At 72.8% G+C, this 26,090-nt stretch carries 24 protein-coding genes, 2 tRNA genes and 1 other RNA gene; 9 read left to right on the top strand and 18 right to left on the bottom strand.

The window, feature by feature from the left end:
• The first annotated feature begins 42 nt into the window (after positions 1-42).
• Positions 43-771, top strand: coding sequence for an ANTAR domain-containing protein (locus ACFWI4_RS35260; protein ID WP_387204933.1), 729 nt, complete (start codon positions 43-45; stop codon positions 769-771).
• 7 nt (positions 772-778) lie between these two features.
• Here ACFWI4_RS35260 and ACFWI4_RS35255 read toward each other — a convergent pair whose 3' ends face one another.
• The 3 genes from ACFWI4_RS35255 to ACFWI4_RS35245 all read right to left on the bottom strand — a co-directional run bounded on the left by ACFWI4_RS35255 (position 779) and on the right by ACFWI4_RS35245 (position 4,764).
• On the bottom strand, positions 779-1,600 hold the full coding sequence (locus ACFWI4_RS35255) for a YceI family protein (protein WP_387204885.1): 822 nt from the start codon (positions 1,598-1,600) through the stop codon (positions 779-781).
• A 94-nt stretch (positions 1,601-1,694) separates the two neighbouring features.
• Positions 1,695-4,238, bottom strand: coding sequence for an MFS transporter (locus tag ACFWI4_RS35250; protein ID WP_387204882.1), 2,544 nt, complete (start codon positions 4,236-4,238; stop codon positions 1,695-1,697).
• A gap of 19 nt (positions 4,239-4,257) precedes the next feature.
• Positions 4,258-4,764, bottom strand: a complete 507-nt coding sequence (locus ACFWI4_RS35245; protein WP_387204879.1) for a MarR family winged helix-turn-helix transcriptional regulator — start codon at positions 4,762-4,764, stop codon at positions 4,258-4,260.
• Positions 4,765-4,979: 215 nt separating this feature from the next.
• Between ACFWI4_RS35245 and ACFWI4_RS35240 the strand changes: the two genes are divergently transcribed.
• Positions 4,980-5,177, top strand: coding sequence for a hypothetical protein (locus ACFWI4_RS35240; RefSeq protein WP_339130334.1), 198 nt, complete (start codon positions 4,980-4,982; stop codon positions 5,175-5,177).
• A gap of 108 nt (positions 5,178-5,285) precedes the next feature.
• Here the strand turns inward: ACFWI4_RS35240 and ACFWI4_RS35235 are convergent, their stop codons facing one another.
• From ACFWI4_RS35235 to ACFWI4_RS35190, 10 genes are all read right to left on the bottom strand, one after another.
• Positions 5,286-6,152: a hypothetical protein gene (locus tag ACFWI4_RS35235; protein WP_387204876.1), complete on the bottom strand. Its 867-nt coding sequence runs from the start codon at positions 6,150-6,152 to the stop codon at positions 5,286-5,288.
• Between the two features lie 49 nt (positions 6,153-6,201).
• Complete coding sequence (locus ACFWI4_RS35230; protein ID WP_385402640.1) at positions 6,202-7,098, bottom strand: RNA polymerase sigma factor SigF; 897 nt, start codon at positions 7,096-7,098, stop codon at positions 6,202-6,204.
• Between the two features lie 244 nt (positions 7,099-7,342).
• A complete protein-coding gene (locus ACFWI4_RS35225) occupies positions 7,343-8,431 on the bottom strand; it encodes a SigB/SigF/SigG family RNA polymerase sigma factor (RefSeq protein WP_387204873.1) in 1,089 nt (362 codons plus the stop codon).
• A 226-nt stretch (positions 8,432-8,657) separates the two neighbouring features.
• Positions 8,658-8,951 carry a Dabb family protein gene (locus tag ACFWI4_RS35220; protein WP_387204870.1) on the bottom strand — a complete coding sequence of 98 codons (294 nt, stop codon included), beginning with the start codon at positions 8,949-8,951 and terminating at the stop codon, positions 8,658-8,660.
• Positions 8,952-9,129: 178 nt separating this feature from the next.
• On the bottom strand, positions 9,130-9,309 hold the full coding sequence (locus tag ACFWI4_RS35215; protein WP_103554760.1) for a hypothetical protein: 180 nt from the start codon (positions 9,307-9,309) through the stop codon (positions 9,130-9,132).
• A gap of 558 nt (positions 9,310-9,867) precedes the next feature.
• Positions 9,868-10,776: an ADP-ribosylglycohydrolase family protein gene (locus tag ACFWI4_RS35210; RefSeq protein WP_387204867.1), complete on the bottom strand. Its 909-nt coding sequence runs from the start codon at positions 10,774-10,776 to the stop codon at positions 9,868-9,870.
• A 100-nt stretch (positions 10,777-10,876) separates the two neighbouring features.
• A tRNA-Ser gene (locus ACFWI4_RS35205) sits at positions 10,877-10,961 on the bottom strand.
• A gap of 125 nt (positions 10,962-11,086) precedes the next feature.
• Positions 11,087-11,518: a tRNA adenosine(34) deaminase TadA gene (gene tadA, locus ACFWI4_RS35200; RefSeq protein WP_387204930.1), complete on the bottom strand. Its 432-nt coding sequence runs from the start codon at positions 11,516-11,518 to the stop codon at positions 11,087-11,089.
• Between the two features lie 377 nt (positions 11,519-11,895).
• Positions 11,896-12,435: a hypothetical protein gene (locus ACFWI4_RS35195; protein ID WP_387204927.1), complete on the bottom strand. Its 540-nt coding sequence runs from the start codon at positions 12,433-12,435 to the stop codon at positions 11,896-11,898.
• Between the two features lie 1,287 nt (positions 12,436-13,722).
• The gene (locus ACFWI4_RS35190) at positions 13,723-13,905 is read right to left on the bottom strand and encodes a hypothetical protein (protein ID WP_209441133.1); all 183 of its coding nucleotides are present in this window, start codon (positions 13,903-13,905) and stop codon (positions 13,723-13,725) included.
• Positions 13,906-14,065: 160 nt separating this feature from the next.
• Between ACFWI4_RS35190 and upp the strand changes: the two genes are divergently transcribed.
• Positions 14,066-14,701: a uracil phosphoribosyltransferase gene (gene upp, locus ACFWI4_RS35185; RefSeq protein WP_339130329.1), complete on the top strand. Its 636-nt coding sequence runs from the start codon at positions 14,066-14,068 to the stop codon at positions 14,699-14,701.
• A gap of 99 nt (positions 14,702-14,800) precedes the next feature.
• Here the strand turns inward: upp and ACFWI4_RS35180 are convergent, their stop codons facing one another.
• Together ACFWI4_RS35180 and ACFWI4_RS35175 are read right to left on the bottom strand one after the other, a co-directional pair.
• The gene (locus ACFWI4_RS35180) at positions 14,801-15,457 is read right to left on the bottom strand and encodes a LytR C-terminal domain-containing protein (protein WP_387204863.1); all 657 of its coding nucleotides are present in this window, start codon (positions 15,455-15,457) and stop codon (positions 14,801-14,803) included.
• A 90-nt stretch (positions 15,458-15,547) separates the two neighbouring features.
• Positions 15,548-15,844, bottom strand: a complete 297-nt coding sequence (locus tag ACFWI4_RS35175; protein WP_003999914.1) for a type II toxin-antitoxin system VapB family antitoxin — start codon at positions 15,842-15,844, stop codon at positions 15,548-15,550.
• Between the two features lie 105 nt (positions 15,845-15,949).
• Between ACFWI4_RS35175 and ACFWI4_RS35170 the strand changes: the two genes are divergently transcribed.
• Entirely contained in the window at positions 15,950-17,587 is a 1,638-nt protein-coding gene (locus ACFWI4_RS35170) for a helicase HerA-like domain-containing protein (RefSeq protein WP_387204860.1), read from the top strand.
• A gap of 214 nt (positions 17,588-17,801) precedes the next feature.
• Here the strand turns inward: ACFWI4_RS35170 and ACFWI4_RS35165 are convergent, their stop codons facing one another.
• On the bottom strand, positions 17,802-18,386 hold the full coding sequence (locus ACFWI4_RS35165; RefSeq protein ID WP_387204857.1) for an HhH-GPD-type base excision DNA repair protein: 585 nt from the start codon (positions 18,384-18,386) through the stop codon (positions 17,802-17,804).
• 141 nt (positions 18,387-18,527) lie between these two features.
• On the opposite strand from ACFWI4_RS35165, the gene ACFWI4_RS35160 reads away from it, so the two are divergent.
• From ACFWI4_RS35160 to ACFWI4_RS35150, 3 genes are all read left to right on the top strand, one after another.
• Positions 18,528-20,588, top strand: a complete 2,061-nt coding sequence (locus ACFWI4_RS35160; RefSeq protein WP_387204854.1) for a penicillin acylase family protein — start codon at positions 18,528-18,530, stop codon at positions 20,586-20,588.
• Positions 20,578-21,210 (top strand): GNAT family N-acetyltransferase, encoded by a 633-nt coding sequence (locus tag ACFWI4_RS35155; RefSeq protein ID WP_387204851.1) that lies wholly within the window; start codon positions 20,578-20,580, stop codon positions 21,208-21,210. The genes ACFWI4_RS35160 and ACFWI4_RS35155 overlap by 11 nt, the downstream gene beginning before the upstream one ends.
• Before the next feature lie 67 nt (positions 21,211-21,277).
• Entirely contained in the window at positions 21,278-23,128 is a 1,851-nt protein-coding gene (locus tag ACFWI4_RS35150) for a copper resistance CopC/CopD family protein (protein ID WP_387204924.1), read from the top strand.
• 79 nt (positions 23,129-23,207) lie between these two features.
• On the opposite strand, the gene ACFWI4_RS35145 is transcribed toward ACFWI4_RS35150, so the two are convergent.
• Together ACFWI4_RS35145 and ACFWI4_RS35140 are read right to left on the bottom strand one after the other, a co-directional pair.
• Positions 23,208-23,846, bottom strand: a complete 639-nt coding sequence (locus ACFWI4_RS35145) for a hypothetical protein (protein ID WP_387204848.1) — start codon at positions 23,844-23,846, stop codon at positions 23,208-23,210.
• A gap of 260 nt (positions 23,847-24,106) precedes the next feature.
• Positions 24,107-24,194: transfer RNA gene (locus ACFWI4_RS35140), tRNA-Ser, on the bottom strand.
• 72 nt (positions 24,195-24,266) lie between these two features.
• Here ACFWI4_RS35140 and ffs point away from each other — a divergent pair.
• Positions 24,267-24,365: signal recognition particle sRNA small type (ffs, locus tag ACFWI4_RS35135), an RNA gene on the top strand.
• Positions 24,366-24,471: 106 nt separating this feature from the next.
• Positions 24,472-26,090: DNA polymerase III subunit gamma and tau (locus ACFWI4_RS35130; RefSeq protein WP_387204845.1), on the top strand; the 1,619-nt coding region annotated here is incomplete at its 3' end.

Genomic DNA, 26,090 nt, shown 5'->3' with positions numbered 1-26,090 from the left:
ATGTGCTGCGGAGCTCTCCTGCGCATGGCCGTGTGGCCGTGCATGCCGAAGAGGTTCGTGGTGGCTGCGTCTGATTTTTCCGAATTGTCCTGTCCTGATACGGGTTTCGAGCTGGCCGAGGGCCTCACGGCCGCGGCCCAGCAGCTGCACGAGACATCGAGCCCGCACGCCACCCTGCACACGGCCGTCCGGCTGGCGGTGCGCATCCTCCCGGGCGTCGAGTACGCCGGGATCTCCGTCATCGAGCCGAAGGCCCACCGGCGGACACTGGCCTGGACGGACGAGGTCGTCCGCTCCGCCGACGCGCTGAACGCGGGCCGTGAGCACCACCCGTACTGGAACCGGCTGTGGACGGCGCCGGTGGCCCGGATCGAGGACAGCGCCGCGGCGGACGGCGACGGGGACCGCGCGCTGTCGGGCCTCGGACTGCGGTCGGTGCTGTCGCTGCGGCTGCGGGCCGACCGGCGCAGGCTGACCGTCCTGACGGCGTACGCGCGGGCGCCCCGCGCCTTCGACGAGTCGGCCACCCGGATAGGGCGGCTGTTCACCGCGCACGTGGGCATCGCGCTGGACTCGGCGACGCTGCGGGAGCAGCTCACCGAGGCGATGCGCACCCGCGATCTGATCGGCCAGGCCACGGGCATCCTCATGGAGCGGCTCGACATCGACGCGTCCGAGGCGTTCGACAGCCTCGTGCGCACCTCCCAGCGGGAGAACGTCAAGCTCCGTGACCTGGCCCGGCGGATCGTCGACGCCAGCGAGGGCGAGTGAGCGGGGCTCAGACGGCCGGCAGCGACTCCCCCTGCACCGCCTGGATGTCCAGCTCCACCCTCAGGGTCGTGCCGATGGCGGAGATGCCCGCCTGGACGATCTGGTTGTAGTGGAGGGCGAAGTCCTCGCGGTGCAGTTCGGCGCTCGCCCGGAACGCGGCGCGGGTGCCGCCCCAGGGGTCGGCGCCGGTGCCGAGGTAGGCGAGGTCGAGGTCGACGGGCCGTACGACACCGTGCAGGGTGAGCTCGCCGTGCACGGTCCAGCGGTCGGGGCCGGCCGGGGTCAGGCCCGTCGAGCGGTAGGTGATCAGCGGGTACTTCTCGGTGTCCAGGAAGTCCGGCGACCTCAGATGGCCGTCGCGCATGCCGTTGCCGGTGTCGATGGAGGCGGCCGTGATCGTCGCCTCCACGCGGGAGGCGGTCACCTGGTCCGGGGCGATCTCAATGCGGCCGGTGAACTCCGTGAAGCGGCCGTGCACGCTGGAGATCCCCAGGTGCCGGGCGACCGCGCCGACGGAGGAGTGCGCCGGGTCGATGGTCCACGGTCCCGGCGGGGGCAGCTCGGTGCCGCCGCGGCGGGCCAGCGTCACCTGGCCGACCTCGGCGCGGCCGGCCGCCGTGACGATGGCGCCGGAGGCGGCGGGCGCGTAGCCGAGCGCGGTCACGATCACCGTGTAGGCGCCCGGCGCCAGGCTCGTGGTGTCGTGCACGGACCCGTCGGGGTCCGCCTCGGCCCGCAGCACCTGCGCCCCGGCCGAGTCGGTCACCGTGACGACCGCGTGCGACACGGCCCATCCGTCCCGTGTGCGGATCTTCGCGGTCAAGCCCATGGCAGTAACTCCTTGCGGTGTACCAATGAAAACCGGCCCGTGGGGGGCGCACCTCCGCTCAGAGTGCGCGCATCCCCACGGGCCGGGGCTCGGACTACTCGCCGGGGTGGGCGAGTTCGATGTCGTGGTCGTCCGTTCCACGGCCGACGGTCAGCGCGGTCGCCACCGGCGGGTAGCCCGCCGCGATGACGGTGTACTCGCCGCCGTCCAGATCGGTGAAGGCGTACGCCCCGTCGCCGCCGGTCCTGGCCGTGCCGACCACGTTCCCGGCCGCGTCCACCAGCGTCACGCGGGCGTCGGCCAGCGGGCCGTGCGGCGCCCGTACGACACCCTGGACCAGGGCGCCGGCCTCCAGGTCGACCTCGACCCGGGTGACCCCGGTGCCGCCGACCTCGACGGGCAGCGCCCGCGGCCGGTGGCCCGCGGCGTTCACCGCGACCGTCACGACGCCGGGCACCAGCTCGGCGAACGCGAACTCGCCCTGCTCACCGGTGGTTCCGGTGGCCAGCACGTCCCCGCGGACGTCGGTCACGACGACCATCGCGTCCTTGACCGGGCAGGAGCCCTCGGCGGCCCGGACGACACCGCTCAGCCCGCTGGTGCCGCTCAGCAGGATGTCGTACGCGAGCGGTTCGCCGTTGACGACGATCGTCGAGGCCTGCGGCTGGTAGCCGTCGGCGGAGGCGATCAGGACGTAGGAGCCCACGCCGGGCGCGTCCACCGCGTAGGAGCCGTCGGCCTGGGCGACCGAGCGGCCGAGCTGGCGTCCCTCGGGCGAGATCAGCGTGACCGCGGCCTGGGGGACGGGCGCGCTCTCGGCGCCGCGGACCTGGCCGTGCACGCCGATGCCGCCGGAGGCGGGCAGCGGGTCGTCCTCCCGGGTCGCGGTGGCGACCGCGGCGAGCCGCTGCGTGCCCTCGGCCGCGGCCTCGGGGACCGCCTCGGAGAGGGCCTCGGTGGTGGCGACGGCCGGGGCGAGGGCGGCGGTGGCCGCGGCCTCGACGGCCTCGGCGACGGGCGCCTCGCCGACCGGCTCGCCGGACTTCTCCGCGGCTGCCTGGGCCAGCGCGCCGGACGTCCGCAGCGGGACCTCCTTGATGAACAGCACGATCAGGAAGGCGACCAGCGCCATGGCGGAGGCGATCAGGAAGACGTCCGCGATGCCGTGCCCGTACGCGCTCTCCATCACGTTCCGCAGCGGCGCGGGCAGCTTGTTCATGTCCGGGATGCTGGAGCTGGAGTCCGAACCGGCTGCGAGGGCGGCGTACTTGGGACCGAGGTGGGTCAGGCCGTCCTTGGCGTAGTCGGTGATACGGGTGGCCATGACCGCGCCGAGCGCGGAGACGCCGACGGCGCCGCCGAGGGAGCGGAAGAAGGTCACCGTGGAGCTGGCCGAGCCCAGGTCGGCCGGTGCCACCTGGTTCTGCGTGGACAGCACCAGGTTCTGCATCATCATGCCGACGCCCAGGCCCAGCAGCGCCATGAAGATCGCGATGTGCCAGTAGGGCGTGTCGTAGCGGATCGTGCCCAGCAGGCCGAGACCCGCGGTGACCAGGAAGCCGCCGGAGACGAGCCAGTACTTCCACCGGCCGGTCCTGGTGATGACCTGGCCGGAGACCGTGGACGAGATGAACAGACCGCCGATCATCGGGATCGTCATGACACCCGACATCGTCGGGGACTTGTCCCGCGCGAGCTGGAAGAACTGGCTGAAGAAGACGGTGCCGGTGAACATCGCGACGCCCACGAAGAGCGAGGCGAGGGAGGAGAGGGTGATCGTGCGGTTGCGGAACAGCCGCAGCGGGATGATCGGCTCGCTCGCCCGGGACTCGACCAGTACGAACAGCAGGCCGAGGACGATCGCGCCGCCGACCATCGCGTACGTCTGCCAGGAGACCCAGTCGTACTTGTCACCGGCGAAGGTGACCCAGACCAGCAGCAGCGAGACCGCGGCGGAGATGAAGAACGCGCCGGCCCAGTCGACCTTCACGTCCCGCTTCACGACGGGCAGGTGCAGGGTCTTCTGGAGCACGATCAGCGCGATGACCGCGAACGGCACACCGACGTAGAAGCACCAGCGCCAGCCGAGCCAGCTGGTGTCGGTGATGACACCGCCGAGCAGCGGGCCGCCGACGGTTGCGACGGCGAACGTCGCGCCCAGGTAGCCGGAGTAGCGCCCGCGCTCGCGCGGGGAGATCATCGCGGCCATCACGATCTGCGCGAGGGCGGACAGGCCGCCGACGCCGACGCCCTGCACGACACGGCAGGCGATGAGCATGCCGGGGTTCTGGGACAGACCCGCGGCGGCCGACCCCAGCACGTAGATGATCAGCGCTATCTGGACGAGCGCCTTCTTGCTGTACAGGTCGGAGAGCTTGCCCCACAGGGGCGTGGTCGCCGTCATGGCGAGCAGCGAGGCGGTGACGACCCAGGTGTAGGCGGACTGGCCGCCGCCCAGGTCGCCGATGATGCGGGGGAGGGCGTTGGTGACGATCGTCGACGACAGGATCGCGACGAACATGCCGAGCAGCAGCCCGGAGAGCGCCTCCATGATCTGCCGGTGCGTCATCGGAGCGCCGTCGGCGCCTCCGTGCTTGGCGTGAGAGCCCCGCACACCGGCTGGTGTGGTCGTTGCCATGGGGTTCCTTTTCTTCTGTCTACGCGGGTGTACGGGTGGTCGGTTCTGATACGTCTGTCGCGTACGGGGGAGGGGGCGCGGAAGCCCGGTGCGGGGAACGGCAGTCGCCGAAGCTCTCGCGCAGCCGGCCCATCAGCTCGATGAGCTGCCCGACCTCGTCGTCGGACCAGTGGCTCAGCCGGTCGGAGAGCAGCCGTGACGTGCGCAGGGACAGCTCGTGGAGCTGTGCGTGCCCGGCCCCGGTGAGGCGCAGGATGCGCGAGCGCTTGTCGGCCGGGTCCGGGGACCGTTCGATCCAGCCCCGGTCGGCGGCGTGCGCCACATGGCGGCTGGTCACCGACATGTCCACGGAGAGCAGCTCCGCGAGCCTGCTCATCCGCATCGGTCCGTACCGGCCGAGCAGGGTGAGCACGGCGGCGGAGCCCGCGGGGCAGTCGGGCGGCAGGATCCGGCCCATGTCCCGCTTCACGGCACCGATGGCGCTGAGCTGGCGGGCCAGTTCCTCGTACTGCGCCTGCCCGGCCATCGCACCCCCTTTATTCGTTGCTTAGGGCAACCATAAAGAAGTTGGTTGCCGCAGGCAAACGAGTTCGGGACTTCAGGGATAAAAAGTTGGTAAAGGCAAGTGTTGGCGAACGGGAACGTGCGGGTGGGGGTGACGGATGGGGAGAGTGGTGAGAACCGGTGTGAAGGGGAACCCGGCACTTGGGCGGCACCCGCGTATTCGCTAGGGTCCGGCCTATGGCAAACACCCAGGGCCCCGAGGGCAACTACGACCCCGCGGGCAGCACTCAGATGTTCCGTGCGTTCGTCGACGAGGCCCCCCAGGGCCGGCAGCAGCAGGCGGCCGCTCCCGCGGGTCCGCGCGTGGGCCTGATCGTCGGCGTCGTCCTCGCCGTCGCAGTCGTCGCCGCGGTGGCCTATCTCGCCTTCATGTGACCGGACGGTCCCGTACGGCCGGATCCCCGGCCGGGCGGGACCGGTGACGAGCACGGCGGCGTGACCCGGGCGAGGGACGGGACGGCGTGACCCGGCGGGGCCGCGCCCCTACTCCCACCGGACGGACACGTCCCGTGTCTCGACGTGCATGCCCAGCGGCACCCGCCAGGAGTCGACGCACACCGTCCAGGTCCGGCTCCTGGTCGCGCCGGGGGCGATCGGCACCGGGAGGTCCTCGGCCGAGCGGATCGTCGCCCAGTCGATCCCGAGCGACCCGATGACATGGGTCCCGAACGTCACCGTGCCCGAACGCACCGCCGTACCGCCGGTGTTGGCGAACGAGACGGTCACCTTCTCGCACCACCGCCGGTCGGTGACCGCGCGCGAGGTGTCCTCCACGGAGAGCACCGCGGGACCGGCGCTCGCCGTCGGCGTCGGTGCGGTCGTCCCCGGGGAGCCGCCCGAACTCCCTCCCGAGGTTCCTCCCGAACTCCCTCCCGTACGGCCGGAGCCGCCGCCGGCGTTCCCGCCGGAGGGCGAAGAGGACCCGCTGCCGCTCCCCTTGCTTCCCGCGCCGGCCGCCCCGGAGCCGCCGTCGCCGGTGGCCGGGCCTCCCGTACCGGCGGAACCGGCGGCCGGACCCGCTGAACCGGCCGTGTCGTTCGTGCCGCCCGCCGACGAAGCGCCCGAGCTGCCGACCGGGGCCCCGCCCCCCGAACCCGCCGTGTTTCCCGGGGTGTTGGATCCGCCCGGAGCCCCGCCGTCCAACGGGGCCAGGGACACATCGCCCGAGGGCGCCACCGCCCCGGGCGATCGCGCGGAGCCGTCCGCGGCACCGACGGCCGTGTAGCCGTCGCTTCCGCCGCCTCCGCACGCGGCCAGAACCCCGCCCAGACACAGCACGGCCGCCGAGGCGCCCAGCAGGGCACCTCGGCGGCGGCCGGTCGGATCATGACGCATCGGCTCGTGACGCATCGCGCCAGTGTGGCTGACGACCCGTCAATTATGAACCTGCGTGCGAGGATCAGTCGGAGATGAGGCCCTCGCGCAGCTGCGCCAGCGTGCGGGTGAGGAGCCGCGAGACGTGCATCTGCGAGATGCCGACCTCCTCGCCGATCTGGGACTGGGTCATGTTCGCGAAGAAGCGGAGCATGATGATCCGGCGCTCGCGGGGCGGCAGCTTGGCGAGCAGGGGCTTGAGCGACTCGCGGTACTCCACGCCCTCCAGCGCGGTGTCCTCGTAGCCGAGGCGGTCCGCGAGGGAGCCCTCGCCGCCGTCGTCCTCGGGGGCGGGCGAGTCGAGCGACGACGCCGTGTACGCGTTGCCGACGGCGAGACCGTCGACCACGTCCTCCTCGGACACCCCGAGCGCCGTGGCGAGTTCGGCCACCGTCGGCGAGCGGTCCAGCCGCTGCGACAGCTCGTCGCTGGCCTTGGTGAGGGCCAGACGGAGCTCCTGGAGGCGGCGCGGGACGCGGACCGACCAGGACGTGTCGCGGAAGAACCGCTTGATCTCACCGACGACCGTCGGCATCGCGAAGGTCGGGAACTCGACCCCGCGTTCGCAGTCGAAGCGGTCGATCGCCTTGATCAGGCCGATGGTGCCGACCTGGACGATGTCCTCCATCGGCTCGTTGCGGGAGCGGAAGCGGGCCGCCGCGTACCGGACGAGCGGGAGGTTGAGCTCGATGAGGGTGTCCCGGACGTAGCCGTGCTCCGGGCTGTTCTCGGTGAGTGCGGCGAGCCGCAGGAAGAGGGAGCGGGACAGGGTCCGGGTGTCGATGGCGCCCGAGGACTCGGGGACCAGAACGGCTTCCGGGGCCTCGGCGGCAGGGACATCGTGAAGCGCGGCGTGCGCCTCGGGCACTGCGTCGCTCTTCGTGAGCGTGAGCACCTTCGAGCTGCCCTGATCTGCGGACATGCCACCCCCTTTGGGTCGCGGACGGTCGCGGCAGTCGCTCCCGTCGGAGGAACGCAGCCTCCACCTGAATACCGGAGGCGAGGCCGCGGCAAACGCGCTCCCGGAAGAATGTCACATGTCGGCAACACGCTGTAGAGACTTGTCGACATGTAGAGGGTGGATCGGCCCTGGAAAAAGGGGGTCTGACGGATTTTCAGCGCTGAACCGACGTAAAAATCGGCCTTGAGCGATTAGCTCTTTTCGGTTACGCCTCGATCCTGTTTGCGGATCGGAGACGCGCGAAGCTGCGGGCGAGGAGCCTTGACACGTGCATCTGGGAAACGCCCAGTTCTGCGCTGATCTGTGACTGGGTGAGGTTGCTGTAGTAGCGGAGCAGCAGGATCCGCTGCTCGCGCTCGGGCAGCTGTACGAGCAGATGCCGTACGAGGTCGCGGTGTTCGACCCCGTCGAGCGCGGGGTCCTCGTAGCCGAGCCGGTCGAGGAGCCCCGGGAGTCCGTCGCCCTCCTGGGCCGCTTCGAGGGAGGTCGCGTGGTACGAGCGGCCGGCCTCGATGCAGGAGAGCACCTCCTCCTCGGTGATGCGCAGCCGTTCGGCGATCTCCGCGGTGGTGGGCGAGCGCCCGAACGCGGTCGTCAGGTCCTCGGTGGCGCTGTTCACCTGCACCCACAGCTCGTGCAGCCGGCGGGGCACGTGGACGGTGCGGACGTTGTCGCGGAAGTACCGCTTGATCTCGCCGACGACCGTGGGCATCGCGAAGGTCGGGAACTGCACGCCCCGGTCCGGGTCGAAGCGGTCGATGGCGTTGATCAGGCCGATGGTGCCGACCTGGACCACGTCCTCCATCGGCTCGTTGCGGGAGCGGAAGCGGGCCGCCGCGTACCGGACGAGGGGCAGGTTGGCCTCGATGAGGGCGCCGCGGACCCGGTTGTGCTCGGGGGTTCCCGGATCCAGCACCTTGAGTTCGCCGAAGAGCACCTGGGTGAGGGCGCGGGTGTCGGCACCGCGGCGCCGCTCGGGAGCGACCTCCTGCACCGGCGCGGGGCCGGTCGCGGGCTCGGTCGCGGGGTCGACCGGGGGGTCCTGGGCGGGGGCGGAGGGCGCGGCGGGGACGCTGGTGGTCGTGGCTGTCGCGGTGGTCGTTGTGACGGCGGCCGGGGTGGCGGCGGTGAGGCCCGTCGTGGGGCCGGTGGCGGTGCCGGGGCCGGATGCGGGGTTCGGTGCCGGAGTCTGCGTCAGGGGGCGGACCGGGGAGGGCGCAGGGGCGGACGGGAGGGCCGTCGCCCTGGCGATGGCCGGGGCTTCCTCCTGGGGCGGCGCAGTACTGGCCGACACGGTCAACGCCACCTCTTCGTTCGTCAACGAACCGTCAACATATCCGTCAATTCATCCCTCAAAAGCGGTCATAGCATCACAAGACATGTGCACTGTGTGCAAGCACCGCATAACGCCGTGTTGGGGTTGAGTTGGCGGTGAGTTGGAGGTGGACGGGGTCCAGGACGTCGAAAACCCCTGACCGGTTGCGGTCAAGGGCTCGGTAAGAGTGTGCGATCAAAAATGGTCAGAACGGGTAGTCGGCGATCACCCAGGTGGCGAACTCCCGCCAGAGGGCGACACCGGCCACGTGCGCCGGGTGCTCCAGGTAGGCCTTGAGGGCGTCGGTGTCCTCGACGGCGGAGTTGATCGCGAAGTCGTACGCGATGGGCCGGTCGCTGATGTTCCAGTCGCACTCCCAGAACCGCAGTTCGGGGATCAGGCCGCCGAGCGCGCGGAAGGCGGCGACGCCCTCGACGACACGGGGGTCCTCGCGGCGGACGCCCTCGTTGAGCTTGAAGAGGACGAGGTGGCGGATCACGGGTGCTCCCTGGGGGTGAGGTGGTTCTTCGCGCGGCCGCGGCGGTGCTCGCGGTCTTGTTCGCGGCCTTGTTCACGGTTTCGTCCGGCGGTGCTCCGCCGCGTCGGCGGGCCGGTCCGGCGCCGGGCGCGCGGAATCCCCGCCGCGACGGTGACAGTGGCGGCGACGGTGTCCGGCGTCAGTTCTTGGCTCCGTCGGCGATCCAGGTCATGAAGTCGCCGATCGCCCCGGCGGCGTTCGATATGCCCTCGAACGCTATCTGTACGTAGTCGGCGGCCTTGGCCGGATCCGTGATGATCACGTAGAGCACGAAGACCACGAGCACGTAGATGGCGATCTTCTTCGAATTCACCGCCATGGCGGCCTCCCCTGTGACTTCTGCGCCCGTCGGCCCCCTGCTGCCGGCGGTGAGTGTAACCTTCACGCTCGCTTTAAGGACCAACGGCCCGCTGGTAGAGGTCCTTTGCGGGGCCTGACCGGCGCTCTCGCGGTCCAGGATGGAAGGGAGCCCCGGCAGGACCCGACAGGAGTCCACGGGGCCCGGAGGGACCCCACTGCGGGGTTCTCGCCGCCCGACTTCCCCCGAGACGGCGGCGTGGACTTGCGGGTCCTTTCGTGGGGGGAGGAGCGACCCCGATATCGCTCCTTCCCCCTCCTCTGTGGGAGCGGAGAACCCTTCCGGGTACGGGAGAAGCCCCGGCGACCGAGCGGCGCCGGGGCTCGCCCGCGTCCAGGCGCCGCTCGGTCGCTCAGTCGGCCCACCCATCCGCCCGCCCGCCCGCTCGCACTCTTTCGCTCCACCCGTCCGCCCGCCGGCTGCGCTGAGCCGCCTCCACGGCTTCACCCGGACGCGCACCGAGCCGTCACTCCGCCGGCCCCCACGCCCTCACCCGGTCGGCCCCTCGCCGCCCCGCGGCTACGGCGCGACCGGGGGCAGCGGCTCGCGGGCCGCGTGCCAGGCCGCGGGAAGTCCGGCGACGCCGGTCCGGGCGGCGATCACCCCGCCCGCGACGGCGCAGGTGGTGTCGATGTCGCCGCGCCCGGCGACCGTGAGCCACAGGCCCTCCTCCAGGTCGTCCAGGTGCCCCGCGGCGCACCACAGGGCGTACGGGACGGTGTCGGGCCCCGACATCCGGTAGCCGGAGCCCAGGACCTCGGCGGCGTGCCGGACCGACGTCCCCTCCGGCATCCGCGCCGCGATCCGCACCCCCGACCGGACGTCGCTGTCGGGGAGCCGCTCGGCGACGGCCCGCAGGAAGTCCGCCCGGGCGGGAGCGGGCCCGCCCCGGCCGCGGGCGGCCAGCGCCGCCGCGACGGCGACCGCCACGGCCCCGGCGACGGCCTCCGGGTGGTGGTGCGAGACCTCGCTCTGACGGGCGGCCTGCTCGGCGGCCGCGTCGAGGTCACCGGCGTGCCAGGCGCCGAGCGGGGCGGCGCGCATGGCCGCGCCGTTGCCCCAGGAGCCCTGGCCGCCGAACTGTCCGCCGACCACCTCGCGCCAGGGCTCGCCCGCGCCGATCCGGCGGAGCACGTCGTGCATCGAGGCCCCGTAGCCGCGGTGCGTGTCGTCGGCGTACGCGGCCGCGAACCGCAGGGCGAGACGGTCCTGGTCGACGGTGCCGCCGCCCTCGGCGAGTTCGCGGACGAGGACGATGGCCTGGGCGGTGTCGTCGCTCCACAGCCACGGCCGCTCGGCGGGCAGCGTCCGCGCCTCCAGGGCCGCCTCGCCGTCCCGGCGCAGGATGCCGAACCAGCGGTCTCCGAAGGCGTCTCCGAAGGCGAGCCCTTGCAACGAATCCAGTACGGCGGGAGGCACGGTGATCATCGGGGCAGTATGGCAATCGGACGGCCGCTCCCGCGTTCCGATTTCCGGTCCGGGAACGCGCGAAGGGCCCGATCCAGAGGATCGGGCCCTTCGTCTACCGCGGTAGCGGAGGGATTTGAACCCTCGGTGACTTGCGCCACACTCGCTTTCGAGGCGAGCTCCTTCGGCCGCTCGGACACGCTACCGAGGGAGACCCTACCCCAAGGTGGGCCGTGGTCTGAAATCCGTTTCGGGGGACCGGTTGGGCGGCCCCTCGGCGGACGACGGGCGCACGACGGGGCGGACGGCCGGGCGGGCCCGTCCGGGTCTGTCAGCGGTCGCGGAAGAAGTCGGTGAGCAGGCCGGCGCATTCGGCGGCGAGCACGCCCTCGATCACCTCGGGGCGGTGGTTGAGCCGGCGGTCGCGGACCACGTCCCAGACGGAGCCGGTGGCGCCCGCCTTCTCGTCGCGGGCGCCGTACACGACCCGTTCGACCCGGGACTGGACGAGCGCGCCCGCGCACATCGTGCAGGGCTCCAGGGTGACGACGAGGGTGCACCCGGACAGCCGCCACTCGCCGAGCCGGGCGGCGGCCCGGCGCAGCGCGAGGACCTCGGCGTGCGCCGTCGGGTCGCCGGTGGCCTCGCGCTCGTTGTGTCCGGCCGCCAGCACGGTCCTGCCGTCCGCGGACAGCACCACGGCGCCCACGGGAACGTCACCGCCCCGGACCGCCAGCCGCGCCTCGTCCAGCGCGAGCCGCATCGGGTCCCGCCACCGGTCGCGTACGGGATCGGGCGGCGGGGTTGCCTGACGCGGGGTGCTCACCCGGGGAACCTAGCCGAATCCCACGGCGTCCGGCGGGAGGGCCGCCCGGCGAACCGGCGCGTGAGGCCCCCTGGGGTACTCGTGCGGCATCCGTGCGGGGGGCCTGGTGAGGCCCCTGCCGGTGAGTGTCCGGCGCCGTCCTGCCCTTTCACCGGCCCGGCCCGGCCCGGCCCGGAGCGGGCGGGTGGCCGGTGGCGGGCGAGGATCCGGCCCGCTGGACGGGCCGGTTCGCCGGTACGGGGAAGGCGCGCGGCCGAGGGGACCGGCCGGGCCGCCGTTTCCGGAGGCCCGGGGTCCGTCCCGGCGGACGGGCCCTAGCGGACGGTCTCCAGGACCTCTGCCGCCCCCAGGGCCTCGGCGATCGTGCTCAGCGCGTCGCCTTCGTCCAGGGCCAGCAGTTCCTTCTCGCTCACTCCGAGGTCCGCGAGGATGTAGCGGTCCCCGACGGGGCTGTGCGAGACGGCGTCGCCCGAGACGCTCCCCTGGTCCTCCTCGTCGTCCTCGGAGTCCCCTGGTTCACCGTCCTCGGTACCGTCCAGATCGAGGGAGTCCAGGTCGGCGTCGTCGTCGCCCGGATCCCGTCCTAGTAGTTCGTCCGTGAGCAGGATCTCGCCGTACGAGCTACGGGCGGCCGCGGCGGCGTCCGACACGTAGATACGGGGATCCTCCTCGCCGTCCACGCGGACGACGCCGAACCACGCGTCCTCCTGCTCGATGAGCACGAGCACCGTGTCCTCGTCCGAGACTTCACGGGCCAGATCGGTCAGATCCGACAGGGTTTCCACATCGTCGAGCTCTGTATCGCTCGCTTCCCACCCGTCTTCGGTGCGCGCGAGCAGTGCGGCGAAGTACACCGTGACTCTCCCACTGGTCATAGGTGTGCCGGTTGGGGTTCCCCCCGGCGGAGGCTGTGGGCGAGGAGTGCTGCTGCTCCGAGCCCCGCCCACTCGGAATCGTGGCAGAAAGACAGCGTTCAGGGGACGTCTTCGGCCTGCTGTGTCCGCCCGGTCTGATCGCTAACAGCGGATCGTACGCGGCTGTCCGCGCCCCGTGGACACCTCCCCGCCCGACACGTCCGCCACACGGCCCCTCGTGTCGCGCGTGCGCCCCCCGTTCCACGGCGCCCGGGCGGACGGTCTCCCCCGCCCGCCGCGCGGGCGCGTTCCCCTGTCAACGCGGGTCCGCCGCCAGGTCAGGCGCGGGCGTCACGGACGGTCCTTCCCCGGCCCGGGGGCGCGGGGCGCGCGAGGGCACGCCCTGAAATCCCCTCGCGGGCGTGTCGGCCCGACGAAGGCGAACGGGGCCGGGGCCGCTCCCTACGGGGTCCTGACGGGCGTACGGAGGGACCGAGGCAGTCCGGAGGGCGTGACACGGGCACGCGGTCGTCGGAAGCCGCCCTGAGGCCGTGAGCGGCCGTCCCGGGAGGAGCGACGGACCGACGGCGAGTCCGAGCCCGTCCCCAGGACGCGACGGCCGCGTGACGGGCCGCAGGCCGTCCACAGGGGCCGGCGAGCGCCCCGCGGCCCACCGAGGGCGTCCGCCACGACGAGAGGCCCACCCGCCGCCGGAGGCCCGCCACGACGGGGGGCCATCACCACCAGGTCCGCCACCGCGCGGGGTCGCCACCACCGGACGTCTCTCGCGACGCGACGTCGCCACCGCCGGAGGTCCGTCACGACGGAAGGCACGTCACGCCACCAGAGGTCCGCCGACGGGAGGTGTGTCGCCATCAGAGGTCCGTCGCGACGGGAGGTCGTCACCGCCGGAGGCATCTCGCGACGCGAGGTCGTCCCCGCCAGGCCGTCACGCCGGGAGGGCTGTCACCACCGAAAGCCCGCCACTATGGGAGGCCATCACCACCAGGGTCCGCCACCGCGCGAGGTCGCCACCACCGGACGTCGCTCGCGACGGGAGGTCGTCACCGCCAGGCCGTCACGCCGGGAGGGCTGTCACCGCGGGAAGCCCGCCACCGCGGGAGGTCACCACCGGGGTCCGTCACGCCGGGAGGGCTGTCACCGCCGGAAGCCCGCCGCCACCAGGGGCATCACCGCCGGGGTCCGTCACCACGGAGGGCATCACCGCTGGGGTCCGTCACCGTGCGAGGTCTCTCATCGCCGGGTCCGCCGCCGCGCGAAGGCCCCTCACCAGCGGAACGTGCGCATGCGCATCGCGTGGCGCAGGCGGGCGGTCTTGGCGCGACGGGGCTGGACCCGGTCGCGCAGCTCGCGCGCCTCGGCCAGGTCGCGCAGGAACTGGGCCCGCCGCCTCCTGCGCTCGGCGTCGGTCTCCAGCCGCTCGGACGACTCCTCTTGCGGGTTCCGCATTGGCACACCACCCCAGGTCCGTCCCTCCCACCTTCCCTCCGACGGGGGGTTTGATGCCAGCGGACGGGTGACGCGGGGCGGAGGTCCTTGCCGGGCGGGGCAGCGGCAGGTCACCGGCGGGTCAGTGGCGGGTGCGGTGAGCCCCGCTAATGTTGTGGACATGCGTCTTCACGTCGTCGACCACCCCCTGGTCGCCCATAAGCTCACCACCCTGCGCGACCAGCGCACCGACTCCGCGACCTTCCGGCGGCTGGCCGACGAGCTGGTCACCCTGCTCGCCTACGAGGCCACCCGCGACGTGCGCACGGAGCAGGTCGACATCGTGACGCCGGTCTCCCCGACCACGGGCGTCAAGCTCTCCTACCCGCGCCCGCTCGTCGTGCCGATCCTGCGCGCGGGTCTCGGCATGCTCGACGGCATGGTCCGGCTGCTGCCGACCGCCGAGGTGGGCTTCCTGGGCATGGTGCGCGACGAGGAGACGCTGGAGGCCTCCACGTACGCCACCCGGATGCCCGACGACCTGTCCGGCCGTCAGGTGTACGTCCTGGACCCGATGCTGGCGACCGGCGGCACGCTCGTCGCCGCGATCCGGGAGCTGATCAAGCGCGGCGCCGACGACGTCACCGCCGTGGTCCTCCTGGCCGCCCCCGAGGGCGTCGAGATCATGGAGCGCGAGCTGGCGGGCACCCCGGTCACCGTGGTCACGGCCTCGGTCGACGAGCGCCTGAACGAGCACGGCTACATCGTGCCGGGCCTCGGCGACGCGGGTGACCGCATGTACGGCGCCGCCGAGTAACTCCGCGCGAGAGCGACCGCGACCACGGAACGGGTCCCGCAGCCGGCGTCACCGGCTGCGGGACCCGTCCGCGCGTCAGCAGTGCTCCTGGCAGCGCCCCTAGCAGTGCTTCTTGGCCGAGGCGGGCGCCGGCTCGGGGTGGCTCAGGACGGTCAGCGCCTTGTCGGCGTCCGCCTTGTCCGTCAGTGCCTTGAAGGCCGTGCCGATGATCAGGTCGACCGTGGCGGGCTTGGCGCGGCCGTCGGTCTTCAGCTGGGCGCCGGAGAGCTGGGTGTTGAGGACGGGCAGCGCGGCCTGTTCGGCACCCTTGGCACCGAGCAGTATCCCGGCGCCCGCGACCTTCTTGTCGTACGCGGCCGTCGCGTTGCCCACGTCACCGATCTTGAAGCCGCGCTTCTTCAGCTCGTCGGCCGTCTGCTTGGCGAGCCCGCTGCGGGGCGTCGCGTTGAAGACGTTCACGGTGATCTGACCGGGCTTCGGCAGCGCGGCCGCGAGGGCGGCCGCGGCCGAGGCCTGCGCCGCGGGCGTGACCTTCGAGGCGCAGTCCGCCTTGGTGTCCGCCGCGGTGGCCTTGCTGCCGCCCGTGTAGATGTCGATGAGCTGGAGGGACCCCCACCCGATCAGCCCGAGAACGGTCACGGAGGCGACGCTCACGAACGCGAACCTGCGACGCCCGCTTCGTCGGCGCATCCGCGGGTACTTGTCCCCCGTGATCCGATACTGGCCACCCATGCCAGGGGGAGTAAGCATGCTCATGGGCGCAGCGTAGTGCGCCGGGGCGCCAATGCCTACTAGATGATCATTGCCCGGCGTTCAGTTCAACCCATTGGGGTCAAGCCGTGGCCATTAGTCCAGTTCAAGAACGCGCGCGTGCAGCACCTGACGCTGCTGCAGCGCGGCGCGGACGGCGCGGTGGAGGCCGTCCTCCAGGTACAGATCGCCCTGCCACTTGACCACGTGCGCGAACAGGTCGCCGTAGAAGGTGGAGTCCTCGGCGAGGAGGGTCTCCAGGTCCAGCTGGCCCTTGGTCGTCACGAGCTGATCGAGGCGGACCGGGCGCGGAGCCACGTCCGCCCACTGGCGGGTGCTTTCCCGGCCGTGGTCGGGGTACGGCCGGCCGTTTCCGATGCGCTTGAAGATCACACGGAAAGCCTACCGGTCAAGACCTTCCGGGCGCAGCCATGGCGGCGGAGTGCGACGCTGGAAAAGATGTCGTAAATCCTTGCAAATCGGGAACAGGGGTCTGATATGAGTGACGGCGAGACCGTGCGGTCGGCTGCCGCCGCGCCCGCTCCCGAGCGGGCTCCCGGCGCCCCCGCGCTCCCCGGGGAGGCGCTGGAGATCGCCGCCGGATACGCCTTCGCGGGCCCCGCCCTCGACCTCGGCGCCCTGGTCTGGGACGGGACCTGTCTGCCCGACGCGCAGATCCGGGTGCCGCTGCCGATGCTCAACCGGCACGGCCTGGTGGCGGGCGCCACCGGCACCGGGAAGACCAAGACGCTCCAGCTGATCGCCGAACAGCTGTCGGCCCAGGGCGTCCCGGTCTTCCTCGCCGACGTCAAGGGGGACGTCTCCGGGATCTCGGCACCGGGTGAGCCCGGGGCGAGGGCCCAGGATCGGGCCCGGGAGGTCGGCCAGGAGTGGACACCGGCCGGCTGCCCGGCGGAGTTCTACGCGCTCGGCGGTCTCGGCCACGGCATCCCCGTACGGGCCACGGTCACCAGCTTCGGTCCGGTGCTGCTGTCCAAGGTGCTCCAGCTCAACCGGACCCAGGAGCAGTCGCTCGGCCTGATCTTCCACTACGCCGACCAGAAGGGCCTGGAGCTGGTCGACCTCAAGGACCTGCGCGCGGTCGTCGCCTTCCTGACCTCGGACGAGGGCAAGCAGGAACTGAAGGGGATCGGCGGGCTGTCCACCGCGACGGCGGGCGTCATCCTGCGCTCGCTCACGGCCTTCGAGGCGCAGGGCATGAGCCCGTTCTTCGGCGAGCCGGAGTTCGACACGGCCGAGCTGACGCGGACGGTGCCGGACGGCAGGGGCGTGGTCTCGGTCCTCGAACTGCCCGCGGTGCAGGACCGGCCGCAGCTCTTCTCCACGTTCCTGATGTGGCTGCTCGCCGACCTCTTCCACGACCTCCCGGAGGTCGGCGACGCCGACCGGCCGAAGCTCGTCTTCTTCTTCGACGAGGCCCATCTGCTCTTCAGCGACGCGTCGAAGGCGTTCCTGGAGTCGATCACGCAGACCGTCCGGCTCATTCGCTCGAAAGGAGTCGGCGTCTTCTTCGTGACACAGACGCCGAAGGACGTTCCCGGGGAGGTCCTCGCCCAGCTCGGCAACCGCGTCCAGCACGCGCTGCGGGCCTTCACCCCGGACGACCAGAAGGCGCTGAAGGCCACCGTGAAGACGTTCCCCGATTCCCCGTACGACCTCGAAGAGGTGCTGACGGGCCTGGGCACCGGCGAGGCCGTGGTCACCGTGCTGAGCGAGAGGGGCGCCCCGACGCCGGTCGCGGTGACCCGGCTGCGCGCGCCGCGGTCGCTGATGGGGCCGGTGGAGGGGGACGCGCTCGACCGTGCGGTGCGGGAGTCGCCGCTGTACGGGCGGTACGCGCAGGCGGTGGACCGGGAATCGGCGTACGAGAAGCTGACGGCGGCGCAGGCCCCCGAGGCGCCGCCCGCGCCCTCCCCGCCCCGGGGCGGCCCCGAGCCCGAGGCCGGGCGCTCCGGCCGGAGCCGGCCGAAGGAGGCGAAGGAGGCGGAGGACACCTCCCTGGTCGAACAGGTCGTCGGTAGCGGGCTGTTCAAGTCCCTGGCGCGCTCGGTGGGGACGCAGATCGGCCGGGAGATCACCCGTTCGGTCTTCGGAACGGCCCGCAGGCGACGCTGACACCGCTTCCGGCCCCGGGCGGCCTGAGGCACACCCGGGGCGCGGGCACACGCGGGGCGCGGGAAGGCCCGGCCGAGGGTCTGGAGCGGCGCGGGGACCGGCCTTGGGGTGCCCGAGCCGCGCGGGACGAGCCCCGGAGAGGTGCCGGAGCGGCGGGCCGGGTTCCGGGAGGCTCCGGAACTGCGCCGGGCCTCGGGGACCGGTGCCGCTCCGGTCAGCCGCGGGCGGCCTTGGCCGCCGCCTTCATCTCCTGCTTGTGGGCGCGGACCTTGACCAGCGACTCCGGGCCGGTGATGTCGGCGACCGACCGGAAGGAGCCGGCCTCGCCGTACGGGCCCGCCGCCTCGCGCCAGCCCTCGGGGGCGACACCGAGCTGCTTGCCGAGCAGGGCCAGGAAGATCTGGGCCTTCTGCGGACCGAATCCGGGGAGTTCCTTGAGGCGGCGCAGCAGCTCCGCACCCGTACCGGCGTCCTTCCACACGGCGGAGGCGTCCCCGTCGTAGTGCTCGACGAGGTACTGGCACAGCTGGTGGATCCGCTTGCCCATCGAGCCGGGGTAGCGGTGCACGGCGGGCTTGGCCGAGAGCAGCTCGGCGAACTTCTCCGGGTCGTACGCGGCGATCTCGTGCGCGTCGAGATCGTCCGCCCCCATCCGCGTGGCGATCGTGTACGGCCCCGCGAAGGCCCACTCCATCGGCACCTGCTGGTCCAGCAGCATGCCGACCAGGGCGGCGAGCGGGCTGCGGCCGAGCAGTTCGTCGGCCTCGGGCTGCTGGGCTAGGTGAAGCGTGACGTCCATGGACCGATGATCCCGCGTGCGGCGGCGGGCCGCTCGGCCGCGGTCGTCGTGGCCGCCCGGCTTCACCGGGTCCTCACCTCCGACGTACGATCGCCGGGCATTAATTAGGTTAGCCTAACCTGACATGACTGGGGATGGACCGTGACCGCCGAGATCTACCGTGACTCCTGGGGCATCCCGCATCTGCGCGCGGGCGACGCCCTCGAACTCGCCCACGCCCAGGGCCGGGTCACCGCCCGGGACCGCGCCTGGCAGCTGGAGGTCGAACGCCACCGCTCCCGGGGCACCTCGGCCGCGTTCCTCGGCGCCGGGTCCGTCGACTGGGACCGGTTCGCGCGGCGGGCCCGGCTCGACGACACCGCGCGGCGCTGCTTCGCGTCCCTGGAGAAGGACGACCCCGAGACCGCCGCATGGGTCCTGGCGTACGTCGACGGGGTCAACGCCGGTCTCGCCGAAGGGGCCGCGCGGGCACCCGAGTTCGCGCGCACCGGGCTCGCTCCGGGACGCTGGGAGCCCTGGAGCCCGATGGGGGTCTGGCTCGGCGCGCACATCCTGTTCGCCGGGTTCCCCGCCAAGCTGTGGCGCGAGGAGGTCGTACGGCACCTCGGCGCGGACGCCGTCGGCCTGTTCGCCATGGACGGACCGGGCACGGCGGGCAGCAACGGATGGCTGGTGAGCGGCGAACGCACCGCCACCGGGAAGGCGTTGATCGCCGGGGACCCGCACCGCTTCATCGAGGAACCCGGCGTCTACCAGCAGATCCGGCTCTCCTGCCCGGAGTTCGACGTCGTCGGCCTCGCCGTCCCCGGTGTCCCCGGAATCGCGCACTTCGCCCACACCGGAACCGTCGCCTGGGCGATCACCAACGCGATGGCCGACTACCAGGACCTCTACCGGGAGCGGCTGCGGCACCGCGACGACGGGACCGTCGAGGCGCTCGATCCCGACGGGGTCTGGCGGGCGGCGGCACGGCACACGGAGCGGGTCGAGGTGGCCGGCGCCGAACCCGTCGAGGTCGAGGTGACCGAGACGGCACGCGGGCCCGTGGTGATCGGGGGCGCCGGCGCCGAGGAGTCCGTCAGCCTGCGCTACCCGCCCCGCGTGACCGGGGACCTCGGCTTCGGCGCGCTCCTGCCGCTGCTGCGGGCCCGCCGCGTCGCCGACGTGGACCGGGCCTTCGACGCCTGGGCGGAGCCGGTGAACGTCGTGCAGGCCGCCGACACCGAGGGCGGGCTGCTGCACCGGGTCGCCGGCCGGGTCCCGGTGCGCGCCGAGGCCAACCGCGTCCGGGTGGTCCCCGCCTGGGAGCCCGGCCACGAGTGGACCGGCCGCCACGAGACGCCGTACGGCCCGGTCGAGGACGGCCTCGCCGTGATGGCGAACCAGCGCGGCCCCGCCGCCCCGCTCGGAGTGGAGTTCGCGCCGCCCCACCGCGCCGAACGCATCCGCCGACTCCTCGACACCGGACGGACGTTGTCGGCATCGGACATGCCGGCCATCCACATGGACACGTACCTCGGCTCCGCGGCGGCCCTGCTGGACCCGCTGGCCGCCCTGGAGCTCTCCGGCCCCGCGGCCCGCCTCCGTGACCAACTCCTGGGCTGGGACCGGCACATGGACGCGGACAGCGGCACGGCCGCGGTCTACGCGAGGGTCCGCGACGCGGCCGTACGACGGCTGGCGGCGCACCCGGCGCTCGCCGCCCTGGCCGAACCGCCCGCCCTCCCGGCCGTCTTCCTGCCCTGGCTGGCGCTCACCCCGCGCGTCGCCTTCGCCCTGGAGAACCTGCTGACGGCGGGGGAGCGGTACGGCATCGACCGTGACGCCGTGCTGCGCGAGGCCGTCGAGGAAGCGGCCGCGGGGCCCGTGCCCGGCACCTGGGGCGACACCCACCGGCTCGCCCCCTGGCGGGCGCTCGACGGAGCCCCGTACGACGAACCGGCCCTGTCCGGCGACAACGACTGCGTCCTGTCCACCTCGTCGCTCCCCGGACTGACCGATCTGAGCGCCCGCGGACCCGCGGCCCGCTACGTCTGGGACCTCGCCGACCGGGACGACAGTCGCTGGGTGGTCCCCTTCGGGGCCGACGGCGTGCCGGGCGAAGCCCACCACCGCGACCAACTCCCCTTGTGGCTCAGGGGAGATCTCGCCCCGGTGACCACCGACTGGAACGCCCTGACCAAGGAGAGCGATGACGACTGAGACGTACGCCGACGCCCGTGAGGCCGTCCACGAGGAGCGGATCGACGGCTTCGGCACCGTCCGCGTACTGCCCCTGGACCCGCACGCCGATCTCGACGTCCTGCACCGCTGGGTCACCGAGGAGCGCGCCGCGTACTGGGGGATGACCGGGTTCACCAGGCAGGAGGTGCTGGAGACCTATCTGCACCTCGACGCGCTCGACACCCATCACGCCTTCCTGACCGTCAAGGACGGCGTCCCCGCCGCGCTCTTCCAGACCTACGAGCCCGGGGCCGACCGGGTCTCCGAGTGCTACGAGGTCCGGCCCGGCGACATCGGCGTCCATCTGCTCATCGGCCCCCCGGCCCCCGGTGCCGGCCGGCGGCCCGGCTGGTCCTCCGCGCTGCTGGGGGCGTTCCTGGCGTACGCGCTGACCGGCCTCGGCCGCGAGCGGGCCGTGGCCGAGCCCGACGCCCGCAACGACAGGGCCGTCGAGCGGCTGACGCGGCAGGGCTTCGTCGTCGCCGGGGACATCGTGCTGCCCGAGGTCGACCTGCCCGAGGTGCGGCTGCCCGAGAAGCGGGCCCGGCTCGCCTTCCTGACCCGCGAGGCCTTCGAGAAGGGCCGGGCGGCCGGGAGGTGAGGCGAGCCGGGCGGCCGGGAGGTGAGCCGGGGGCGGCCCGTTTCCGTACATGACCGAGACTCTGGACATGCGGATACGGAGACGGCGTGTGAACGGAAGCTGGCGGCGAGAACGGCGGTTCGGCGCCCGGGTGCTGGCCCTGCTGGGCGGTGTCCTGGTCCTGGTGCTCTTCGGCGGCGTGAGCGGCGCGTCCGCCCACGCCGCGCTGACCGGCACCGATCCGCAGGAAGGCAGCGTGCTGAAGTCGGCGCCCCGCCGGGTGACCCTGACGTTCAGCGAGTCCGTCGGCCTGTTCGACGACTCCTTCCGCGTGCTCGACCCGGAGAACCGGCGCGTGCGCACCGGCGAGGCGGAACACGCGGACGGCCGTTCCGACACCGCCGGGGTCACCCTGCCGCGCGGCCTCGCCCAGGGCACGTACACCGTGGCCTGGCGGGTCGTCTCCGCGGACAGCCACCCCGTCTCCGGCGCCTTCACGTTCTCCGTCGGCAAGGCCTCCACGACCACCGCGCCACCGCCGCCCACCGCCGGTGACCCCGTCTCCTCCACCCTCTACGACATCGCCCGCTACACCGCCTACTGCGGACTCGCCCTGTTCATCGGCGCGGTCACGTTCGTGGCCGGCTGCGGCTTCCCGGGATCCGTACGGCGCCTCCTGGTCACCGGCTGGTGGATCCTGCTCGGCTCCACGTTCGCGCTGCTCCTGCTGCGCGGCCCCTACGAGCGCGGCACCGGCGTGTCCGGGGTCTTCGACCCGGCCACCCTCAGCGACACCCTGGCCGGCCGGCCGGGCATCGTGCTGGTGGCACGGCTGGCGCTGCTCGCCATGGTGGCCTTCGTGCCCCCGCGGGTGCCCGTACGGGAGCCGGGGGCGGGCCGGGGCGTCCTGGTGCTCGGCACGCTGTTCTCACTGGCCCTGGCGGTCACCTGGGCCGCCTCCGAACACGCCTCCGCCGGGATCCAGGTCCCCGTGGCGATGGTCTCCTCCGTACTGCACCTGCTCGCCATGGCGGTGTGGCTCGGCGGTCTGGCCGCCCTGCTCACCGCCCTGTACCGCCCCGCCGAGCCCGTCCCGACGTCCGTCGTCACCCGCTTCTCCCGGCTCGCCCTCGCCTCGGTCGCCGTCCTCGCGGTCACGGGCGTCTACCAGTCCTGGCGCGGCCTCGGCTCCTGGGGCGCCCTGACCTCGACGGAGTACGGCAGGCTCCTGACCGTGAAGGTCGTCCTGGTGGCGCTGCTCCTGGCGGGAGCGGCGTTCTCGCGCCGCTGGACGGCCCGGCTGGCGTCGGCGGCCCCGACCCCCGCCACGGTCCCGGCCGAACGCGTCCCGGCCACGGTGCCGGCGGAGGCACCGACGGGAACCGGAGCGACGGACGACGGCCCGGAGACCCCGGACCCGGCCGGACCCGGGGATGGGGCGGCGGCGACCACCGCACACCACCAGGGCCTGCGCCGCTCGGTGCTGGCCGAGGTCACCGTCGGTGTGGTGGTGCTGGTGATCACGACGATGCTGACCGGCAGCCAGCCGGGCCGTGCGGCGGCGGAGAGCGCCGACGCGGTCGCGGCCGTGCGCCGGGTGACGTCGAGGACGACCGTGGTCCCCTTCGACGTCGGCACCACGGGCGGACACGGCAAGGCGTCGGTCGAGCTGACGCCCGGCCAGGTGGGCGAGAACTCCGTGCAGGTCGTGATCCTCGGCCCCGACGGCGGCCTCACGACGGTCCCCGAGGTGCGCCTCACCTTCACGCAGGAGGCGCAGAAGGTCGGCCCGATCGACGCGGAGATCACCGACAAGGGCGGCTACTGGACCTCCGACGGCCTGACCCTCCCCCTCCCCGGCACCTGGACGATGAAGGTCACGGTCCGCACCAGCGACATCGACGAGGTCACGGTCTCGAAGAAGATCAAGATCGACTGATCCGGTGATCCCGCCGCGGCCCGGGCCATGACGCGGGACCACCCGGGACGCGGATGCGCGGGTTGGCGCACGAGTCGGCTCAATGGGATGCGATGGCTGCCGAGATCATCATCGGGCCGATGACGAGCAGGGCGGATCGCTCCACGGAGAGCAGGGACCGGAGGGCGGAGAGGCCGGGGGAGAGTGGCTTGATGCCCAGGTCGGCCCGCGCCAGTCTGCTCACCCGCGTCACGTGGCTCCTGGGTGTTTCCCGCCGCCGCTCGACGGCGTACCGGCGTATGAGGCGATCCGCCTCGGGGCCGGTGAACCCCAAACGGGTGCCGGAGGAGTCGGTGACGACCAGGTACGTGGTGGCGCCTCCTCGGTAGACCTCTTTCCAGGTCCGCACGCTGCGCAGGTCGTGCAGGTCGATCGTGCGATGGCCGGTCCAGGTTCGCGCGGTCAGGAAGCGGGAGGCGGGGCCGTGCCTGTACCAGGGCTTCCGTGCCACGCAGAGGTGGGGCAGGGCGTAGCAGCCGGCCCCGGCGACGACACCCGCCGTCATGAAGACGGGGGCGGGGTCCGCCATCGGCGCTGCGAGCAGTGCCGGGACCACCATGATCACCGCCAGCCCCGTCACGATGCAGGCGGTGACCGAGCGGACACGCCTGAGCGACGCGGGCTTCGGGACGACGGAGTCGTCCGGAGCATCCACGCGCTTCGGCTGGTGGTCCCCCATGGATGGAGAGTAGGCGGCACGCCACTGACGGGTGTCAAGCATCAGCCGACACCGAATCGGCAACCGCCGAAGGGGACTTGAAGGCGCTCTGGGGGTGGGGGGGGCTGCCCAGGGCCCAAGAAAATCCGGCCGGGACGGAAACCGGGACGGAAACCGGGACGGAAACCGGGACGGAAACCGGGACGGAAACCGGGACGGGAAACGTCGAAGGGCCCCGCTGCAAGCAGCGGGGCCCTTCGACATCGTGCCCGGTGAGGCACTGGCGGAGGATACGAGATTCGAACTCGTGAGGGGTTGCCCCCAACACGCTTTCCAAGCGTGCGCCCTAGGCCTCTAGGCGAATCCTCCGCGGCAAACAATACAAGACGTTGAGGAGTGCTCGCGAACTCGTTCCGCACCCCGGGGATCCTGTACTCTTTGCGGAGCCCCTCACGTGGCGCTATCTGACTGAACTCCCCCAGGGCCGGAAGGCAGCAAGGGTAGGTCGGCTCTGGCGGGTGCGTGGGGGGCGCTTGCGTTTCCGGGGCGGCTGCCCGGACGGCCGCCGGGGCGGGGCACGGGATGCGCGAGGGGGATGCCCTCGGAGCGGTCCTTGATGTCAGTGGGCGCCTATAACCTCGTAGACGTGTCGTCTCTCGCGCTGTACCGCCGCTATCGCCCGGAGTCGTTCGCCGAGGTCATCGGGCAGGAGCATGTCACCGACCCGTTGTCGCAGGCGCTGCGGAACAACCGGGTCAATCACGCGTACCTGTTCAGCGGTCCGCGCGGGTGCGGCAAGACGACGAGCGCGCGCATCCTGGCCCGCTGTCTGAACTGCGAGCAAGGCCCCACGCCGACCCCGTGCGGCCAGTGCCAGTCCTGTCAGGACCTGTCCCGCGGCGGCCGGGGCTCCATCGACGTCATCGAGATCGACGCCGCTTCGCACGGTGGTGTGGACGACGCCCGTGACCTGCGGGAAAAGGCGTTCTTCGGCCCCGCGAGCAGCCGCTACAAGATCTACATCATCGACGAGGCCCACATGGTCACGTCGGCCGGCTTCAACGCGCTGCTCAAGGTCGTCGAGGAGCCCCCGGAGCATCTGAAGTTCATCTTCGCCACGACCGAGCCCGAGAAGGTCATCGGGACGATCCGGTCGCGGACCCACCACTACCCCTTCCGGCTGGTGCCGCCCGGCACCCTGCGCGAGTACCTGGGCGAGGTCTGCGGCCAGGAGGGGATCCCGGTCGCCGAGGGCGTGCTGCCCCTCGTCGTACGGGCGGGGGCGGGGTCCGTGCGTGACTCCATGTCCGTGATGGACCAGCTGCTGGCGGGCGCCGCCGACGACGGTGTGACGTACGCCATGGCGACCTCGCTGCTCGGGTACACGGACGGCTCCCTGCTGGACGCCGTCGTCGAGGCGTTCGCGGCCGGGGACGGCGCCGCCGCCTTCGAGGTGGTGGACACCGTCATCGAGGGCGGCAACGACCCGCGGCGGTTCGTCGCCGACCTGCTGGAGCGGCTGCGGGACCTGGTGATCCTGGCTGCGGTCCCGGACGCGGCGGAGAAGGGGCTCATCGACGCCCCGGTCGACGTGGTGGAGCGGATGCAGGCGCAGGCGGGGGTCTTCGGCGCCGCCGAGCTCAGCCGTGCCGCCGACCTCGTCAACGAGGGCCTCACGGAGATGCGCGGGGCCACCTCGCCCCGCCTCCAGCTCGAACTGATCTGCGCCCGCGTCCTGCTGCCCGCCGCCTACGGGGACGAGCGGTCCCTCATGGCCCGCCTCGACCGCATCGAGCGCGGGGTGAACTTCTCCGGCGGCGGAACGGCTCCCGCCATGGGCTACGTTCCCGGACCCGAGGCGCACGGCCCGGCACCGGTCCCGCAGGCGGCCCCCGCGGCCCCTCCGGCTCCCCCGGTCGCCCCCGGCGGCGGTCTCGCGGCGGCCAGGGCGGCGGCCCGGGGAGCCGGACAAGGGCCCGGACAGGGACTCGGACAGGGCCCTGGGCAGAGCGGGCCTGTGGGTTCCGGCGAGAGCGCCGGCGCCGTGCCGGGCGTGGCCCCGGTGGCGCCCCCGTCCGCCGTTCCCGTCGCCCCCGCCGCGTCCTTCACCGCCCCGGCTCCGAGCGCGCCCGCGCCCGTCCAGGCGGCCCCCGAGCAGCCCTCGGCCCCGGCCGGTGCCCCCGCGGGGGCCGCGCCCGGCGCCTGGCCCACCGCCACGGCGGCGGGCAGCGGCCGCCGTCCCGGCGGCTGGCCCACCGCGGCCCC

It is taken from the genome of Streptomyces sp. NPDC127038 (assembly GCF_042725875.1).
Lineage (GTDB): Bacteria > Actinomycetota > Actinomycetes > Streptomycetales > Streptomycetaceae > Streptomyces.
The sequence above is the reverse complement of the archived record's forward strand: the minus strand, read 5'-3'. Positions and strand labels throughout refer to the sequence as shown.

What these genes read in the sequence shown, in the direction of transcription:
- ACFWI4_RS35170 (WP_387204860.1), top strand. Translation starts at nt 15,950, where the DNA reads ATGAGTGACGGCGAGACCGTGCGGTCGGCTGCCGCCGCGCCCGCTCCC.
- ACFWI4_RS35165 (WP_387204857.1), bottom strand. Translation starts at nt 18,386, where the DNA reads ATGGACGTCACGCTTCACCTAGCCCAGCAGCCCGAGGCCGACGAACTG.
- ACFWI4_RS35255 (WP_387204885.1), bottom strand. Translation starts at nt 1,600, where the DNA reads ATGGGCTTGACCGCGAAGATCCGCACACGGGACGGATGGGCCGTGTCG.
- tadA (WP_387204930.1), bottom strand. Translation starts at nt 11,518, where the DNA reads ATGCGGCTCGCGCTGGACGAGGCGCGGCTGGCGGTCCGGGGCGGTGAC.
- ACFWI4_RS35240 (WP_339130334.1), top strand. Translation starts at nt 4,980, where the DNA reads ATGGCAAACACCCAGGGCCCCGAGGGCAACTACGACCCCGCGGGCAGC.
- ACFWI4_RS35260 (WP_387204933.1), top strand. Translation starts at nt 43, where the DNA reads ATGCCGAAGAGGTTCGTGGTGGCTGCGTCTGATTTTTCCGAATTGTCC.
- ACFWI4_RS35210 (WP_387204867.1), bottom strand. Translation starts at nt 10,776, where the DNA reads ATGATCACCGTGCCTCCCGCCGTACTGGATTCGTTGCAAGGGCTCGCC.
- ACFWI4_RS35250 (WP_387204882.1), bottom strand. Translation starts at nt 4,238, where the DNA reads ATGGCAACGACCACACCAGCCGGTGTGCGGGGCTCTCACGCCAAGCAC.
- ACFWI4_RS35150 (WP_387204924.1), top strand. Translation starts at nt 21,278, where the DNA reads ATGCGGATACGGAGACGGCGTGTGAACGGAAGCTGGCGGCGAGAACGG.
- ACFWI4_RS35145 (WP_387204848.1), bottom strand. Translation starts at nt 23,846, where the DNA reads ATGGGGGACCACCAGCCGAAGCGCGTGGATGCTCCGGACGACTCCGTC.
- ACFWI4_RS35190 (WP_209441133.1), bottom strand. Translation starts at nt 13,905, where the DNA reads ATGCGGAACCCGCAAGAGGAGTCGTCCGAGCGGCTGGAGACCGACGCC.
- ACFWI4_RS35155 (WP_387204851.1), top strand. Translation starts at nt 20,578, where the DNA reads ATGACGACTGAGACGTACGCCGACGCCCGTGAGGCCGTCCACGAGGAG.
- ACFWI4_RS35180 (WP_387204863.1), bottom strand. Translation starts at nt 15,457, where the DNA reads ATGAGCATGCTTACTCCCCCTGGCATGGGTGGCCAGTATCGGATCACG.
- ACFWI4_RS35230 (WP_385402640.1), bottom strand. Translation starts at nt 7,098, where the DNA reads ATGTCCGCAGATCAGGGCAGCTCGAAGGTGCTCACGCTCACGAAGAGC.
- upp (WP_339130329.1), top strand. Translation starts at nt 14,066, where the DNA reads ATGCGTCTTCACGTCGTCGACCACCCCCTGGTCGCCCATAAGCTCACC.
- ACFWI4_RS35215 (WP_103554760.1), bottom strand. Translation starts at nt 9,309, where the DNA reads ATGGCGGTGAATTCGAAGAAGATCGCCATCTACGTGCTCGTGGTCTTC.
- ACFWI4_RS35235 (WP_387204876.1), bottom strand. Translation starts at nt 6,152, where the DNA reads ATGCGTCACGAGCCGATGCGTCATGATCCGACCGGCCGCCGCCGAGGT.
- ACFWI4_RS35245 (WP_387204879.1), bottom strand. Translation starts at nt 4,764, where the DNA reads ATGGCCGGGCAGGCGCAGTACGAGGAACTGGCCCGCCAGCTCAGCGCC.